We start from the raw sequence: 16,571 nt of genomic DNA, 5'->3' as shown, positions 1-16,571 counted from the left end.
ACCGGCGCGCGGCAACGGGTCAGCGATCGACGTTCCCCAGATATGCGGCGAGTGAAGCGATGGCCGCCGGATTGCGCGGACTCTCCACCAGGTCCGCGTAGTCGAGGACGAAGATCCGGTCGTTCCTGATGGCCGAGACGTTCGCGAGCGGCGGATAGGACTTCAGGAACTTCTCCTTCTGCGCCGCGCCGGTGTCGCCGTAGTCGTTGATCACGATCACCTCGGGGTCGCGGTCGACGACGGTCTCCCAGCCCACCGTCACCCAGCTGTCCTTGAGGTCCTTCATGACGTGATCACCACCGGCCTTGGTGATGATGTCGTGCGGCCCGGCGAAGGCGCCGGCGGTCAGCGGCTTGTCCCGCCCGTCGTCGTAGAGGAAGACCCGCGGACGGGCTTCGCCCTTCGGTACCTTCGCCTGTGCTTCGGCCACCTGCTTGCGGAATTTCGCGACGAGGGCCTCCGCGCGGTCCTCCACGTCGAATATCTTCCCCAGGTTCCGCAGATCGGTGTAGAGCGCGTCGAGCGGGGCCATCACCCCGCGCGCCTTGCCCTGGCCGTTGCGGCAGGACTCGCTCAGCAGATACGAGCCGATGCCCACTCTCTCCAGCTCGGCGGGGGTGAAGCCGTCGCCCTCGTTGAATCCGTAGTTCCATCCGGCGAAGACCAGATCGGCGCGGGCGTCGAGGACCAGTTCCTTGTTGATGCTCTTCCTGGAGAGCCACTTGGTCTTCCGGTAGCCGTCCCGCCAGGGCACGGCCGTGAGGTCGCCCTTGTCCTCGGGCATCACGTATCCCGCCATGTGGTCCTCGAGTCCGAGCGCGAACATGATCTCGGTGATGCCGACGTCGTTGGTGACCACGCGCTGCGGGGCCTTGTCGAAGGTCTTCTTCTCGCCGCAGTTCTCGATGGTCACCGGATAGTGGCCGGCACCGGCCCGGGCGCCGCGCTCCTCTCCTCGGCCGGAGGGCATCTCGGCCCCGCAGCCGGTGAGTACCAGAGCGGCGGCGAGGACGAAGGCGGCAGGTCGTACAGGGTTCGGCATGACAGCGGTGACTCCTCAGGAATCGGACGGTGCGGGGCGAAGGCGGTCGAAGAGCAGCTGTACGGCGCCGGTCTCCGGATGCGGGACGCGGTGTGCCCGTACGCCGAAGACCTCGGCCAGCAGCTCGGCGGTGAGCACGTCGTGCGGAGCGCCGGACGCGACGATCCGGCCGCCGTCGATGACATGGAGCAGGTCGCAGTGGAGGGCGGCGAGGTTGAGGTCGTGCAGCGCGGTGAGGACGGTCAGCCCGCTGTCGCGCACCAGCGCCAGTACCTCCAACTGCTGTGCGATGTCGAGGTGGTTGGTCGGCTCGTCGAGCACCAGCAGCCGTGGCCGCTGAGCCAGCGCACGGGCGATCAGCACCCGCTGCTTCTCGCCGCCGGAGAGCGTGAGGAAGCCGCGGTCGGCGAGGTGACCGGCGCCGACGCCCGCCAGTGCGGTCTCGCACGCCTGCCGGTCCTCGTCGGTGGTCCGGCCCATCGCCGCCTGGTGCGGCAGCCTCCCCATTGCCACGACCTCGGCCACGGTGAAGTCGAATCCGGTGGCCGCCTCCTGGGGAAGCGCGGCCAGCCGGCGGGCGCTTTCGCGCGCGCTCATGGCGTACAGATCCTCGCCGCCGAGCCGTACGGTGCCGCCCGAGGGGCGCAGGGCCCGGTAGACGCAGCGCAACAGGGTGGACTTCCCGCTGCCGTTGGGCCCGACCAGGCCGACGAGCTGTCCCTCCCCCGCCCCCAGCGTGGCCTCGTCCACCAGCCGCGCACCGGCGATCTCGACCGTCAGGGCATCGATGTCGATCCGCATCACGCGCCTCCGAAGGTGTACGAGCGGCGGCGCATCAGCAGGACGAAGCACGGTACGCCGATGACCGCCGTCAGCACGCCCACCGGCAGTTCGGCGGGCGCGAGCACCACACGGGAGAGGATGTCCACCCAGACAAGGAGGACAGCGCCCGCCAGTGGTGCGACGGCCAGCAGTCGGCGGTGGTCCGCGCCGACCAGCATCCGCACGCCGTGCGGCACCATCAGTCCGACGAAGCCGATCGCACCGCTCACCGCGACCACCGCTCCGGTGACGGCCGCGGAGACCAGGAACAGCTCCTTGCGCAGCCGTCCCGCGTCCACTCCCAGCGCGGCCGCGGTCTCGTCGCCCATGGCCAGGGCGTTCAGCCGACGAGCCGACCAGGCGAGATGGACGAGACCGCCGAGCACGGCCGCGGCGGCGATCGGCACCGAGGCCCAGTTGGCTCCGCCGAGGCTGCCGAGCATCCACATCATCGCGGAGCGGGCTGCTTCACCGCGCTCGGCCGCGAACACCATGAATGTGGTGACGGCCGAGAAGCCGTAGTACATCGCGGTGCCCGTCAGGACGAGCCGCAGCGGGGTCAGGCCACGGGGCGTGCGCGCGATCGCGTACACCAGCACCATGGCGAGGAGCGCGGAGAGGAACGACGCGGTGGACAGCGCCCAGATGCCCAGCGACCCGAAGACACCGAAGATGAGCACGGCGTTGGCACCGACGGCCGCGCCCGATGAGATGCCCAGGACGAAGGGGTCGGCGAGCGCGTTGCGGACCATGGCCTGCACGGCGATGCCGACGGCCGACAGACCGGCCCCGACGACCGCGGCCAGTACGGCGCGCGGAAAGCGCAGTTCCCAGACGATGGTGTACGCCGGGACCTGGTCGGGGGCTATCCGGCCGCCGGTCAGCCCGGCCCACAGACAGCGCAGCACTTCGCCCCAGGAGAGCCCCGACGCCCCGATCCCCGCCCCGCAGACGAGGGAGGCGAGGAGCACGGCGCACAGGGCGGCCAGGAGCAGCGGCAGCGACACGCGGCGGCGCGGCGGCGCGGGCCCGGCTGCGGCACGGGCCGTGCGCGACGGCACGGCGGGTCTACGGACGAGGGGTGTGGCCACGGGCGGATCGCTTTCGCCTCGGGCCGTGCACCTACGTGATCAAAGCAGCAGCCCGGACGCGGAGCGCCCTGTGCAGCACCACTCGCAGTCCACGGCGAATTGACAGGAGCCTTCACCGCCGCGGGTGATCGGGCTTGCGGAGCCACGTGTAGTGCTCCGCCCACCGTTGCGGGTCAGCGCCGGATTTCGACCGGACTTCCCCCGCGGGGCACTGGCAGCTTAGCGCGCATGGCGTGACGCACCGCAGGAGGGAGAGCCGCCCCGCATCGCGGGTGTGGACTGCCGTCCGCGACGTCTACGCACCTGCCTCACGCGCCCTGCGGGCCGTACGGTGCGCCCGGTCCAGCACGAGCATGAGCAGCCCCGCGCCCCCCGCGGAACCGGCCCCCGCGATCTGCTGTGCTCCGCCGCCTCCGGCCTCGGCCATCGCACCGACATAGCTGATGCCCATCATGCTCAGCAGGCCCGCGGACCCCGAGCCCCAACGCGCCCCGGACGGCACACCGCCCAACAGCCGACGCAACGCCACGCCGGTGCTCGCCGTGACCCCGATGACGGCCGTGAACACGGTCGCCGTCACCCCGAAGGCCCCCGACCCGACTCTGGCGGAGCCCACCAGGGAGAATCCGCACAACACGCACGCGCCCACCCACAGGAGCACCGCGACGGCGAGCGCCCACGCCGCTCTGCGGAAGACAGCCCGCACAGCCGGATCCGTGACCACGGCGAAGTCCTGGAACTCGGTCCGATTGAGCGCCCGCCGCTCCGCCACGACGGCCGGCACGGCAGAGCCGCCCACGACACCGACCACCACCCCCAGCGGCGGCCCGGTGGGCGACCCGCCGGTGATTGAGGGGCGCCGAGGCCCAGGGCCCGTCCGGCGCTGAGCCGTCGGCCGGGCCGTACCGCTGCTCAGCCCTGGTGCCTGCGTCGCGCCGCAGCCGCGTTGCGACCTGTCACCAGGTGTTCGCCGGCCAGCTTTTCGACCCGGGCCACATCACGATCCGCGATCGCCTTGTACAGGCCCTCGTGCTCCTTCGCGACACCCGTCAAATCGTCGTGCTGCCCGAGCAGCCAGCGCATCCTGCTGCGAAGGGCGGCCTGGAGCTCGTTCAGCAGCTCGTTGTCGGCCAGCGCGGTGACCGTCTCGTGGAAGTCGGCGGCGGCCCGGTGGGCCCGTACGGCATCGCCCTTCTCCGCCGCCTTCACCTCCGCTTCGAGATCCCCGCGGAGCTTCTCCAGCCCCGCACGGGTGCGCCGTTGGGCGGCGAGCCGGAAGGTCAGCGTCTCCAGGGCCACGCGGACCTCGTCGAGATCCTCGACGTCCGCCGGTGTGAACTCCCGTACGACGGCCCAGGTCCGCGGCCTGGGAGTGACCAGCCCCTCGGTGACCAGCGCCTTCAGAGCCTCTCGGACGGGCAGCCTGCTCACACCGAGCTCCGCGGCGAGCTCGCGCTCGACGAGCTTGCTGCCCGGCTCACGCGCACCGTCGATGATTTCGTCACGCAGCCGGCGCGTTACCCGTTCCGACTCGGGCTCGAAGTCCCCAGACCCTGTCATGTCCTCAATTCTCTCATCGCTTGCCGCCCGTAGCGCGGTCGCGGTGATCCCGGGCGGATGGGATCCCTCGAAGGCGGTCCCGAGGTCCAGATCGTCGGCCAGCAGACCCGTCTCGATGCGGTCCTGCATCATCTCCCGCAGGTCCAGCGTGATGCCGGGATGACGGGTGCGCAGCGCCTCCACGAGCGGGCCGATGAGGTACGCGGTGAAGGTCGGCGTCACCGCTAGCCGCAGGTGCCCCCGGGGGAGAGGTCCGCGACATCGAGGACGGCGCGGTCGGCGGACGCCAGTTCCCGCGGTGCGCGCCGCACGTAGTACACATAGGCCGCGCCCGCGTCGGTGAGACGGACACCGCGACCGCTTCGGTCGAGCAACTGGACACGAACTGATCACGCAGAGCGACCCGGGCGAGCTGTTCGTCGTCCGTACGGCGGGCAATCTCGTCCCGGCGTGCGTAGCTCCAGACCCTTGACGGTGGAGTTGAGGCCGGCCGACTTGATGCCGGGACCCGGCGGCATGGAAGGCTGGGGGTGGCGAGCACGCATCGAGGTGGCGGGGGTAACGGATGTCGGGGCCGGAATTTCCGCCCACACGTGTGGCGGGGCGGGGTCGCGGTTGGTACCGGGGGGACTGCCATGTGCATTCGGTGCACTCGGACGGCAGGCTGACGCCGGAACAGCTCACGGCCGGTGCACGTGCGGCGGGACTGGATTTCCTGGCGACCACCGAACACAACACCGCCGAGGCACACGGATTCTCGGTAACAGCGACACGCATCTGGAGGGCCGGATCGGCATCCCGCACACCGTCGTCCTGGCCGAGGAACTGAGCGTCGACGCCGTCCTCGCCGGAATCCGGGCCGGCCGGAGCTGGATCGCCGAATCCGCCGCCGTCCAGCTGTCGTTCACGGTCTCGGCCGGTGGCCGGAGCGTCGGGATCGGTGAACGGCTGGAGGCAGGTGGCGCACCGGTCGGGGTGCGGGCGGACGTACGTGGTGTGCCCTCGGGGACCGTCAGCTTTCACACCGAGCGGGGAAGGGCACACCACGCGTCGCTGCCCGCATCGGGATCGGGCACCGTGCAGTGGCGCACCGGCACGGCGGAGTCCGCGTTCGTCCGGGTCGAGGTACGCCGTCCCGATGGGCGCATGGCGGCACTCGGCAACCCGGTCGTCCTGACCTGAACGAGTCACACGGTCCGGCCGGCCGGCCGGAGGGCGGGCCCGGCCCGGTCAGTCCGTGGCCGGCGGCGCGGCCCGGGTGAGGTGTCGCCACAAGAAGGTGTGCACCAGGGCCTCGTTGTGGGCGGACTGTTCGTTGTTGCTGGCGCCCGCGTGGCCGCCGCCGGTGTTCTCGTGGAAGAGCACCGGGTGACCGAGTTCGCGCAGCCGTGCGGCCGCCTTGCGGGCATGGCCGGGGTGGACCCGGTCGTCACGGGTGGAGGTCGTCAGCAGAACGGGCGGGTAGGCCCGGTCCGCGGTGAGCCGGTGGTACGGGGAGAGCTCACGGAGGTGCGGACGATCGGCCTCGGTGTCCGGGTTGCCGAATTCGGCGGTCCAGGACGCGCCTGCGAGGAGCTTGTGGAAGCGGAGCATGTCCAGCAGCGGCACCTGTACGACGATCGCGCCGAACAGGTGCGGGTAGCGGGTGAGCATCGCGCCCATGAGCAGCCCGCCGTTGCTCGCTCCCGTGGCGCCCAGCATGGCCGGGGTGGTGATGCCGCGCGCGACGAGGTCCGTGGCGACGGCCGCGAAGTCCTCGTAGGCCCGCGGCCGGTCCGCGCCGAGCGCGGCCCGGTGCCAGTCCGGTCCGTACTCGCCGCCGCCACGGATGTTCGCGATCACGTACCTGCCTCCGCGCTCCAGCCACGCCCGGCCCGTCACCGCGTCGTAGGAGGGGGTCAGGGAGACCTCGAAGCCGCCGTAGCCGTACAGCAGGGCGGGGCCGCCGGGGGAATGGGCGGGGCCGATCACGAAGTACGGCACCTGCGTGCCGTCCGGGGAGGTCGCGAAGAACTGCTCGACCTCCAGGCCTGCCGTTCCGAAGCGGGCCGGGGCCTGCTTGAGGATCTCCGAGTCGGCGCCGATCCGCCCGTGGTGGAGAGTGGACGGCTGCAAGAACCCCGACACGTCCAGGAAGTACTCGTCGGAGACGTCCGGGTCCGTGCCCACGACCGTGACGGCGGAGAGCACCGGGACGTCCGCGAGCGGACCGCGTTCCCACCCGCCACCGGCACCGGGGGTGAGGACCTCGATGCGGGTGCTGACATCGCACATCGTTTCCAGGACCAGATGGTGGCGGGTCCAGGAGTGCCTGGCCAGAGCCGTCCGCCCGTCCGGCGTGAACAGCACCTCCGCGGTGCGGTCGCCCGCCAGGAAGGCGTCGAAGTCGAACGCCAGCAAGGAGCCCGCCGGCTGTCCGAGCCAGTCGGACTTCGGGTTGACGATCAGGTGCCGGCGATGGGCGTAGGCAACGGCGTCGTCGGGAACGTCGATCCTGACGAGCCCGGCGTCCGGGGTCAGCAGGAACCTCTCGCTGCGGAAGAAGTCCAGCCACCGGCCTACGAAGTCCCGCTCGAAACCGGGTGTGGTGTCGTGCCGGCTCCAGGCCGCCACATCTCCCGTCCCGGCCTCGAAGACCTGGGCGGCCTCTTCCAGCGGCGTGCCGCGCCGCCACTTGCGGACCGTACGCGGATAGCCGGATTCGGTCAGTGAGCCGGGCCCGAAGTCCGTGCCGATGAAGACGGTGTCGGCGTCGATCCATCCGATCTCCGTCTTCGCCTCCCCCACCTGGAACCCGCCTTCGACGAAGGTCCGGGCGACGAGGTCGTACTCGCGGACCACGACGGCGTCACCGCCGTCGCGGGACAGGCACACCAGTGCCCGCTCGTGGTCCGGGCGGCGCAACCGCGCACCCGCCCACACCCACTTCTCGCCCTCCGCCGCGGCGAGCGCGTCCACGTCGAGAAGAACGTCCCACTCGGGGTCGTCCTTGCGGTACTGCTCCGGCGTCGTACGCCGCCACACCCCGCGTACGTGCTCGGCGTCCTTCCAGAAGTTGTAGAGGAACGCCCCGCTGCGCACGGGGTAGGGGATGCGGTCCGAGGCGTCCAGCACCTCCCGCAGGCGTTCCTTCAGGGGTGCGAACCCGGCGTCGGCGGCCAGTGCCGCCTCCGTCTCGGCGTTCCGTTCGGCCACCCATGCGAGCGCGGCCTCGCCCTCGACGTCTTCCAGCCACAGGTACGGATCTTCATCAATCACAGACCGCATTGTGCAGGCATGAGGCGCGCGCCGGAACCATATCCCCGCGTGCCGCCCGGCGCCGGGTCACAGCCAGCCGCGGCGGGCCGCGATCACACCGGCCTGGAAGCGGTTGGCCGCGCCGAGGAGCTCGTGCAGGCGGCTGATGCGGCGGCGCATGGTGCGGACGGACCAGCCGAGCTGGCGGGCTATCGCCTCGTCCTTGAGGCCGCTGACCAGGAGGGTGAGTACGAGTCGGTCCTCCTCGCCGACGGGGTCCTCGGCGGGGGCGTCGAGCGGCAGGGCCTGATTCCAGCACAGCTGCCAGTAGTCGGTGAGGGCGTCGAGCAGGGTGGACGGCCGGATCACCGCGGCGCGGACGTCGTCGAGATCGAGGGAGAGCGGCATCAGGGCGAGCCTGCGGTCGGCGATGGCGAGTTTGATGCCGAGTCCGGGCAGGACGCGGGCCTGTTCGCCGTGCCGGACCAGTTCGCGGATGTCGTCAAGGACTCCCGGCCACTCCAGAGCCTCGGGGGCGTAGACCGCGCGGTAGCGCACGCCTCGGCCGAGCGCCGTCGCCTCCACCGGGTTGGAGGTGGTCAGGGCGTACGGCGGCCGGTCCAGGGTCATCACGTCCTCGTGGGCCTCCTGTTGGAGGCGGACGAACCAGCGGCCGAGCGCCTCGCTGCCTGTGGTGATCTCCACCTCGTCCTCGTCGGTCGCGCCGGTGCGCGCGGCGGCGAACAGCCGGGACAGCTCGCCGGCCGCCGAACGCACCCTCTCCAGCTCGTTGCTCCTGGCCCGCACCAGGGCCTCCACGGCGGCCCCCGGCTCGATCGCGGCGTACCGGCGGCGGGTGCCGGCGAGCCGGCCGACCAGCCCGTGGTCGCGGAGCCGGTCCAGCGCGCGGGCGATGCGCTCGGCCGAACAGCCGAGATCCGCGGTGAGTTCGGCGGGTGCCGCCGTCCGCCGGGTCAGGACGGCGCGGTAGACGCTCTCGTCGAACGGGTCGATGCCTGCCGCCGTGAGTTGCGGTGTTTCGGGATCCATGGACGGATGGTGGCCCAGTTGTGCCAGCGGCAGCAATGGGCCACGGAGATCAGTTGTGCGGCAAGTGCCCTCACCACTAGGACCTTTACGCATGGCAATGAAGTCACGAAGATCGCGTCATGCCGCTCTCGCCGCCGTCGTGCTCGCCGGCACGCTGGCGGCGACACCGGCTGCCGCCGACGCGTCCGCCCACGCCCCGTCACAACGAGTGCTCGTCGAACTGTCCGGGAATCCTGCGGTCACCGCCGCGCCCGGTGGCTCACTGCTGTCCGCCGGGGCCGCCCGCGACGTCGGTGCCGCCCGCCGGGCGCTCGACGCGCGGCAGGACACCTTTCTCGGCTCGGCGAGACGCGCCGGCCTGCACCCGTCGGCAACCCGCAGACTCGGCCTGCTCATCGATGCCGTGGCGATGACGGTGCCCGCGTCCGAGGTGGGGCGGCTGTCCGCGCTGCCGGGCGTCACCGCCGTCCGCCCCGACACCCGGGTCCTGACGAAGACGGACGCGAGCGTGCCACTGATCGGCGCACCCGGCGTCTGGCAGCGCAAGGACCCCGCCGGAAGCCGCGTCAACGGCAGGGGCACCACCGTCGCGATCCTGGACAGCGGGGTGGACTACACCCATCCCGACCTGGGCGGCGGACTCGGCAAGGGCCACAAGGTCGTCGGCGGGCACGACTTCGTCAACGGCGACGAGGACCCGATGGACGACAACGGCCACGGCACCCACGTCGCCGGCATCGTCGCGGGCAGGGCCGCCGAGAAGGGCGGCGTCACCGGTGTCGCACCCGGTGCGAATCTGCTGGCGTACAAGGTGATGGACGCCGACGGCTCCGGCTACACCTCGGACATCATCGCCGGAATCGAGGCGGCCTCCGACCCGGCCAACCCGCACCGCGCCGATGTCATCAACATGAGTCTGGGCGGCCCCGGTGACGGGACCGACCCGCTGGGCCGGGCCGCGACGGCGGCCGTGCGGGCCGGTGTCGTCGTGGTGGCTGCGGCCGGCAACGACGGACCGGGCGCCGGTACGGTCAGCAGCCCCGGCACGGCCGACGGCGTGCTCTCGGTCGGCGCGTCGACGAGCAATCTGCGCCTCCCCACCGCCTATCTGGCGGGCCGGAAACCCGAGTTGATCCAGAGTTACCGCGGTGTCCTGTCCGCGAACCCGCCGAAGGACCCGGTCACGGTGCCGCTCGTCGATGTCGGCGAAGGAACGCCCGAGGACTGGAAGCGGGTCGGCGACGTACGCGGAAAGATCGTGCGGGGACGGATGCTCGTCGCCGCCGACGCCCAGTACCTGACGGCGAGCGCCGTGGAGTGGGCCCGGGAGGCGGAGAGGCGCGGTGCGATCGCCGTGCTGGCGGGCCTGCCCTCCAACGACGGCCCGGTGCTCGTTGCCGGTGCGCCGGACGGGGTCCGGCCGCCGGAGGTGAACGCCGAGCCGGGAGTGACCGAAGTGCCGCCGTCGCGCGCGCGGATCGACGCCTCCGGTGACTCGCTGCGCATGGACCGCCTGGTGGTCATGGGCATCGACTCGACCCAGTACCAGGAACTGAGCGCCCGGCTCGCCGCCGGGAAGGTGTCGGTGACACTGCGGGGCACCGACACCACCGACCGGATCGCCTCCTTCTCCTCACGCGGCCCCACGCCCGGCTTCGGTCTGAAACCCGATCTGGTCGCGCCGGGCGTGGAGATCCGCTCCACCATTCCCAAGTCCCTTTACGGGCCCGGCCAGTACCGCATGTCGGGTACGTCGATGGCGGCACCGCACGTCGCCGGTGCCGCGGCCCTGCTGCGTCAGCTGCACCCCGGCCGGACGCCCGCCGAGATCAAGGCGGAGCTGATCGGCACCGCGAAGCCGCTGAGCGGCACCGGGCCCACGACGCGGGGCGCGGGCCGGCTCGACGTGGCGGCCGCCGCCTCGGCCGCGGTCAGCGCCTCACCACCCTCGGTGTCGTTCGGACTCGCCGACCTGTCCGGGCGCCAGGTCGCCGGCACCGCGAAGGTGACCCTGCGCAACCCCGGCAAGCGGCCGGTCACCACCTCGCTGCGGACCGACGGTCCGGCCAAGGTCTGGCCGAGGCGGGTCACCGTACCGGCCGGGCGGACCGCGACCGTCACGGTCTCGCTGCGCGTCGACCGGCCCGCCGCCGACACCGAGATCGGCGGCCGTGTCACGGCGATCCCCGACCGGGGACCGGCGATCACAGTCCCCTACCTGCTCGCCGTCCGGCATCTGGCCGTCCAAGCCGCCCCCGACCCCAGCGACGGCCACTCGACCGTACACATCGCGGCGCCGACCCGGCTGGCCGCACCGCCGGTCGTCACCGTCACCCCGCCGCACGGCAAACCGGTCGAGCTCACCTCAACACTCGATCCCGCCACCGGCTACTACCGGTCCCAGGTGACCGGCAGCGTGGCCGGCGCCTACCGGGTCTCGGTACGCGGCACCGCCGGCACCGGGCAATTGCTCACCGGCGCCAGTGCCTTCGAGGTCACTCCGGTCGACAGCCGCGACGACCGCTGGGAGCCGGTCGGCCCCCACAGCGAGGCCGGTTCGCTCGCCCTCTCCCCCGGGCGGCCGAAACAGGCCGTCCTCACCCAGTACCAGAAGGCAGCTCCCTGGCTGACCACCGACAACGGCGCCTCCTGGCGCCAGTTGAGCCGACTGCCCGTCGCGGACGGCACGGGTCCGCTCGTGGTGGACGCGGAGAATCCCGACCGCTGGTGGTACGCCGTGAACAGCGTCCACGACGGCAGCCGCCGGGGCGCCGTCCTGCGCACCGATGACAACGGGCGCACCTGGCGCACGCTCGACGTCCCCGACACCCGCATCGCGGCACTCGCCGCCGATGAGCAGACCCGCACCCTGGTCGCCGTCACCTCGGACGCGCTGCTGGTCAGCACGGACGCGGGCGACCACTGGACGACGTACCCGACCGGTGTGACCGGCGCCGTCACCGCCGCCGCGGTCACCGGTGACACCCTCTACCTGACGACGTACCACGGTGTCTGGGCCCGCTCCGGCATCGGCTCGGGCGACCCCGGCGACGCGCGCCTGGTCTTCGATCCGGCCGACGAGACCGTTAGCTCGATGGCCGCCGACGCCTCGGTCGTCGCGGTGCACGTCCCGGGCCGGGGGGTCGTCGGTTCCCATGACGGCGGGAAGACCTGGAGCACCCTGCTGCCCATGGCGGAAGGCGGCCTCCGCCTGACCGTCTCGGGCGACGACCTGCACCTGAGCACGCTGTTCGGCAGCGGCCGCCTCAGCCGCGACCACGGGAAGACCTGGACCGAGGTGCCCGCGCCGTCCCGGGCGGCCCTGGCGGTGGACTACGACCGCTGGGCCGACGGTTCCGTGACCGTCTCCAGCGAGCAGGACGGCCTCTACCGGGGTGCCGCGGACGGCACCGGTTACCGGCGGATCGGCGTCCAGGGGCTGACCGTCAACGATCTCGCGGTCAGTGACGGCCGGCTGCTCGCCGCCACCGACAGCGCCGTCTACCGCACGGCCCTTCCCGTCGCCGGTCCGGAATGGGGCCGGTCGGGCGGCGAGGGCATGCGGGGTGTCGACGTCCCCCAACTCGCCGTGTCGGCGAAGGATCCGAAGGTGGTCTGGAAGGTCCGGCGAACCGCGTACGGCGCGTTCAACGTCGAACGCAGCGGCGACGGCGGCAACACCTGGGAGAAGAAGGGAAGTTCGGCGGAGGTACCGACGGCGCTGCTGGTGCACCCCGCCGACCCGGACCGGGTGATGGTCAGCTTCCGGAGCCTGCTCGGCCAGGGGCTGTTCGCCACCGGTGACGGCGGCGCGACATGGAAGAACCTCTACCACGACCGCGCCTTCAACACCGTCGTGGGCGATCCTGTCGACCCGCGGCGCCTGTGGCTCGGCAACACCGCCGGTCTCTACCGGTCGGACGACGGCGGGGTGACCGTCACCAAGGTCGCCGACGGCCCGGTGGCCGCGATCGACCTCGACGGCCGGCGTCTCGTCATCGGCGGCGAGAGCGTCCGCGTCAGCACCGACGGCGGCCGGACCTTCCGCACCTCGGACACCGGCGCTTTGGCGATCCATGTCTCCGACCTGCTCCGGGTCGGTGACACGCTCTACGCGGCCACCACGAGCTCCCGGGCCAGCGGCCTGCCGCAAGGCGGGCGCGGCGTGCTGCGCAGCACCGACCACGGCCGGAGCTGGCAGAACATCTCCACCGGCCTCCAGAACACCGACACCACCAGACTGGCGGCGGACCCCGACGGCCGCACGCTCTACGTAGGCACCGTCGACGGCGGTGTGCACCGTCTCGACCTGCGCCACTGATCACCATCCCCCGGCGGGGCGCCCGGACCGAATCCCGGTCCGGGCGCCCCGTCCATGCTTCTCCCGGAACCACGGGGCCGGGGCCCGGCTACCGCTCGGGGCGGCGAAGCAATCGTGGAAGACGGACCCCAGGAGGCTCGCATGTCCGGTTTCCCCCTGCGGGACAGTGCGGCTGTGGCCGCCGCCCTGGTCTGCCCGCCCGTTGTCGCCGCGCTCCTCGTGCCTTTCCGTGCGGATCTCACCAGTACGAACGCGGCCCGCGGGTTGTCGCTCATGCCGCCGTCCACAGCCACGAAGACCCGCTCGCCGGTCCTCTTCACGGCGAGCACCCGGTAGAGCGCCACGCCCGTCCCGGACCCATGACCCGTGACGCGTGATTGACGGCTGCGCCGCCATCCGGCACCCCTCCGCCCCTCACCGACGACAAGTGTGACTTTGGGTGTCCGTTTCGGTACTTTGAGTCAATGTTCGGTGCGGCCTCGTTCCCCCCGGCAGATCGCCGCAGGTGGAACAGCGGCGTGCTGCTCGTACTGCTCTGGGCGGCCTTCCACCTCCTGGGCTGCGCACACAGCCATGGCCCGGCGTTCGGCACCCATCACGACCCCATGACCTCGATGGCCGCGGACGCCGCTCCCGCTGCGGCGCCCGGCACGCAGGGCCGGGCCGCCACCGCGGCGCTGTCTCCCGATCCGTCCCCGTGCTGTCCCGAGCCGGATCACGCCGCGGACTGGATTCGCGTCGATGCCCCGCCCCCTTCCGCCCCGGGCGGGGCGCTCCCGGTGGATGTTCGGTCCTGGGCGCCCGGGGCTGCCCTGTCCGGCGGCACAGCGGCTCGGGCGCCGGACCGCGGCTCTCTCGGTGGGCGGTGCATTCTCACGGCCCTGTGCGTGGCGCGGACCTGACCGGGCCCCGCACAGCCGCCGCCCTCCGGCCTCGCGCCGGACCCGGTCCGGGCTGCTGTGTGTCCGCTCCCTGATCCCCCGATGCCCCGACGGCCGCTGCCGGCCCGGGGCGAGGAGCCGTGACACCTTCATGAACATTTCCTCGTACACCCCTGCCCCGATGTCCGCCCGTGGACCCTCCGAACTGGTGGGCCACACACCGGTGCTGTGGATCGGCGAACCCTTCGCCGAGGCCGGCCGTGGCTTCTGGGCCAAGCTCGAAGGCGCCAACCCGGGCGGCATCAAGGACCGCCCCGGCCTGCACATGGTGGCCCGCGCCCGGGAGCGCGGCGATCTGGCCGACGGTGCCCCGATCGTCGAATCCTCCAGCGGCACCCTGGGGCTGGGCCTGGCCCTGGCGGGCATCACTTTCGGGCACCCGGTCACCGTGGTCACCGACCCCGGGCTCGAACCCGGAATCCGCCGGGCGCTGACCGCCTACGGTTCCCGCGTCGAGACCGTCACCACCGCGCACCCGACGGGCGGCTGGCAGCAGGCCCGGCGGGAGAGGGTGGCCGAACTGCTCGCCGGGACCCCCGGGGCGTGGTGCCCCGACCAGTACAACAACCCCGACAACGTGGCGGCCTATGCCCCCCTGGCCGCCGAACTCGTCGCCCAGCTCGGCCGTGTCGACCTCCTGGTCGCCTCCGTCGGAACCGGCGGTCACTCCGCGGGGATCTCGGCCGCGCTGCGCCGGACGTTCCCCGACCTGGCGCTGATCGGCGTGGACTCCACCGGGTCGACGATCTTCGGCCAACCGGCCGGACCGCGCCTGATGCGGGGGCTGGGCTCCAGCATCCATCCGGGCAATGTCGCCTACCCGGCCTTCAGCGAGGTCCACTGGGTGGCCCCCGCCGAAGCGGTCCGCGCCTGCCGGTCGCTGGCCCGCCACCACTACGCCTCAGGCGGCTGGAGTGTCGGGGCGGTCGCGCTGGTCGCCGGATGGGCGGCCCGCACCCACCCCGCCGGAACGAGGATCGCCGCGGTCTTCCCCGACGGACCCCATCGCTACCTCGACACCATCTACAACGACGGCTGGTGCCACGGCCACAAACTCCTGGAGCCCCCGGCCCCGCTGCCGGACGAGCCCGACGAGATCACCGACCCGGGCGAGCGCACCGTGACGTCCTGGACGCGTTGCCGTACGGTCAGCGGCCCGGCCGTCGCCCCTGCCGCGCTGGTGGGTGCCCGGTGAGGCGGCTGCGCGCCCAGGTGCGCTCCTTCGAGCCCGGCATCCAGCTGCTGATGGTCAATCAGTTCGGCATCAACCTCGGCTTCTACATGCTCATGCCCTACCTCGCCGACCATCTCGCCCACGGCCTCGGCCTGGCCGCCTGGGCGGTCGGGCTCGTCCTGGGTGTACGCAACCTTTCCCAGCAGGGCATGTTCTGGCTCGGCGGGACCCTGGCCGACCGGATCGGCTACAAGCCCATGATCCTGGCCGGCTGTGCCCTGCGGACCGGTGCGTTCGCGGTGCTGGCCTTCGCCGACAGCCTGCCCGCCCTGATCGTCGCCTCCGCCGCGACCGGGTTCGCCGGCGCCCTGTTCAACCCCGCCGTCCGCGCCTACCTCGCGCAGGGTGCCGGAGAGCGCCGGGTGGAGGCGTTCGCCGCCTTCAACGTCTTCTACCAGGCGGGCATCCTGCTCGGTCCGCTCGCCGGTCTCGCCCTGCTCACGCTCGATTTCCCGGTGGTGTGCGGCGCCTCCGCGGCGGTGTTCGGGGCCCTCGCCGTCGTCCAGGCCCGTGCTCTCCCGGCGCGGCGCCCGGCAGCGGACCCGGAACGTACAGGCGGCTGGCGGGGCATCGCCACGGACTGGCGGACGATTCTTCGCAACCGGCCCTTCGTCCTGTTCTCCGCCGCGATGGCCGGCTCCTACCTGCTGGCCTTTCAGACGTACCTCGCCCTGCCTCTCCAGGCCCGCACCCTGCTGGGCGACGGCAACGGCGGCGCGATGGGTGCGGTCTTCGCCGTCTCCGCGCTGGTCGCGGTGGCCGGTCAGCTCCGCCTGACCGACTGGGCCAGGAAACGCCTGGACCCGCCGAAGGCGATCGCACTCGGCCTGGTCGTGATGGCCGCCGCGTTCCTGCCGCTGCTGCCGGGTCCGCACCGACGCGTCCACGGACTGACCGCCGTGCTCGGGCTCGGGGGGCTGACGGTGTGCGCGGCACTGCTGGCCGCGGGTTCCACGCTGCTGTACCCGTTCGAGATGGACACACTGGTCCGCCTCTCGGGACAGCGCCTGATGGCCACCTACTACGGTGCCTACAGCACCGTGGCCGGCCTGGCCGTCGCCGTCGGGAACCTCGCTGTGGGCGCCCTGTTCGACCTGGCCGCCCGCGTGCATGCCCCCTGGCTGCCGTGGACCGCGCTGTGCGCGCTCGGCCTCGCCTGTGCCGCCGCGCTGACCGGCCTGCGCCGCACCGGGCATCTGCGCCTCGCTCACACCGCGGCAGCGGCCGCGGCGTGAGGCCGGGAGGCCCGTCGGCCGCTCCCGCGCCGCTTGCG

11 protein-coding genes, 3 pseudogenes and 1 riboswitch are annotated in these 16,571 nt (G+C 72.3%); of the genes and pseudogenes, 6 read left to right on the top strand and 8 right to left on the bottom strand.

Annotated elements, in window-relative coordinates:
- Positions 1-19: 19 nt before the first annotated feature.
- From IE107_RS02110 to IE107_RS36040, 6 genes and pseudogenes are all read right to left on the bottom strand, one after another.
- Positions 20-1,042: an ABC transporter substrate-binding protein gene (locus IE107_RS02110; RefSeq protein ID WP_189540324.1), complete on the bottom strand. Its 1,023-nt coding sequence runs from the start codon at positions 1,040-1,042 to the stop codon at positions 20-22.
- 15 nt (positions 1,043-1,057) lie between these two features.
- On the bottom strand, positions 1,058-1,843 hold the full coding sequence (locus IE107_RS02105) for an ABC transporter ATP-binding protein (protein ID WP_189540323.1): 786 nt from the start codon (positions 1,841-1,843) through the stop codon (positions 1,058-1,060).
- Complete coding sequence (locus tag IE107_RS02100; protein WP_189540321.1) at positions 1,843-2,955, bottom strand: FecCD family ABC transporter permease; 1,113 nt, start codon at positions 2,953-2,955, stop codon at positions 1,843-1,845. The genes IE107_RS02105 and IE107_RS02100 overlap by 1 nt, the downstream gene beginning before the upstream one ends.
- A gap of 103 nt (positions 2,956-3,058) precedes the next feature.
- Positions 3,059-3,186: riboswitch (cobalamin riboswitch) on the bottom strand.
- Positions 3,187-3,250: 64 nt separating this feature from the next.
- Positions 3,251-3,754 (bottom strand): hypothetical protein, encoded by a 504-nt coding sequence (locus IE107_RS02095; RefSeq protein WP_189540319.1) that lies wholly within the window; start codon positions 3,752-3,754, stop codon positions 3,251-3,253.
- A 113-nt stretch (positions 3,755-3,867) separates the two neighbouring features.
- Positions 3,868-4,515, bottom strand: a complete 648-nt coding sequence (locus IE107_RS35890) for a GntR family transcriptional regulator (protein ID WP_308434202.1) — start codon at positions 4,513-4,515, stop codon at positions 3,868-3,870.
- A gap of 30 nt (positions 4,516-4,545) precedes the next feature.
- Positions 4,546-4,895: pseudogene (locus tag IE107_RS36040) on the bottom strand (LysR substrate-binding domain-containing protein); the annotation flags it as partial.
- A 2-nt stretch (positions 4,896-4,897) separates the two neighbouring features.
- Between IE107_RS36040 and IE107_RS02080 the strand changes: the two are divergent.
- Both IE107_RS02080 and IE107_RS36335 read left to right on the top strand, forming a co-directional pair.
- Positions 4,898-4,966, top strand: a pseudogene (locus IE107_RS02080) (carbonic anhydrase); the annotation flags it as partial.
- Positions 4,967-5,089: 123 nt separating this feature from the next.
- Positions 5,090-5,481, top strand: a pseudogene (locus IE107_RS36335) (hypothetical protein); the annotation flags it as partial.
- 264 nt (positions 5,482-5,745) lie between these two features.
- On the opposite strand, the gene IE107_RS02070 reads toward IE107_RS36335, so the two are convergent.
- Together IE107_RS02070 and IE107_RS02065 are read right to left on the bottom strand one after the other, a co-directional pair.
- Positions 5,746-7,782: a prolyl oligopeptidase family serine peptidase gene (locus tag IE107_RS02070; protein WP_189540317.1), complete on the bottom strand. Its 2,037-nt coding sequence runs from the start codon at positions 7,780-7,782 to the stop codon at positions 5,746-5,748.
- Between the two features lie 57 nt (positions 7,783-7,839).
- Positions 7,840-8,802 carry a helix-turn-helix domain-containing protein gene (locus IE107_RS02065; protein WP_189540315.1) on the bottom strand — a complete coding sequence of 321 codons (963 nt, stop codon included), beginning with the start codon at positions 8,800-8,802 and terminating at the stop codon, positions 7,840-7,842.
- A 91-nt stretch (positions 8,803-8,893) separates the two neighbouring features.
- On the opposite strand from IE107_RS02065, the gene IE107_RS02060 reads away from it, so the two are divergent.
- The 4 genes from IE107_RS02060 to IE107_RS02045 all read left to right on the top strand — a co-directional run bounded on the left by IE107_RS02060 (position 8,894) and on the right by IE107_RS02045 (position 16,533).
- Complete coding sequence (locus IE107_RS02060; RefSeq protein WP_189540313.1) at positions 8,894-13,123, top strand: S8 family serine peptidase; 4,230 nt, start codon at positions 8,894-8,896, stop codon at positions 13,121-13,123.
- Between the two features lie 141 nt (positions 13,124-13,264).
- Positions 13,265-13,459, top strand: coding sequence for a hypothetical protein (locus IE107_RS02055; RefSeq protein WP_189540311.1), 195 nt, complete (start codon positions 13,265-13,267; stop codon positions 13,457-13,459).
- Between the two features lie 696 nt (positions 13,460-14,155).
- Entirely contained in the window at positions 14,156-15,259 is a 1,104-nt protein-coding gene (locus tag IE107_RS02050; protein ID WP_189540309.1) for a PLP-dependent cysteine synthase family protein, read from the top strand.
- Entirely contained in the window at positions 15,256-16,533 is a 1,278-nt protein-coding gene (locus IE107_RS02045) for an MFS transporter (protein ID WP_189540307.1), read from the top strand. Before IE107_RS02050 ends, IE107_RS02045 begins: the two co-directional genes overlap by 4 nt.
- The last annotated feature ends 38 nt before the right edge of the window (positions 16,534-16,571 follow it).

It is taken from the genome of Streptomyces gelaticus, from assembly GCF_014649535.1.
In the GTDB taxonomy this organism is placed as follows: domain Bacteria; phylum Actinomycetota; class Actinomycetes; order Streptomycetales; family Streptomycetaceae; genus Streptomyces; species Streptomyces gelaticus.
The sequence above is the reverse complement of the archived record's forward strand: the minus strand, read 5'-3'. Positions and strand labels throughout refer to the sequence as shown.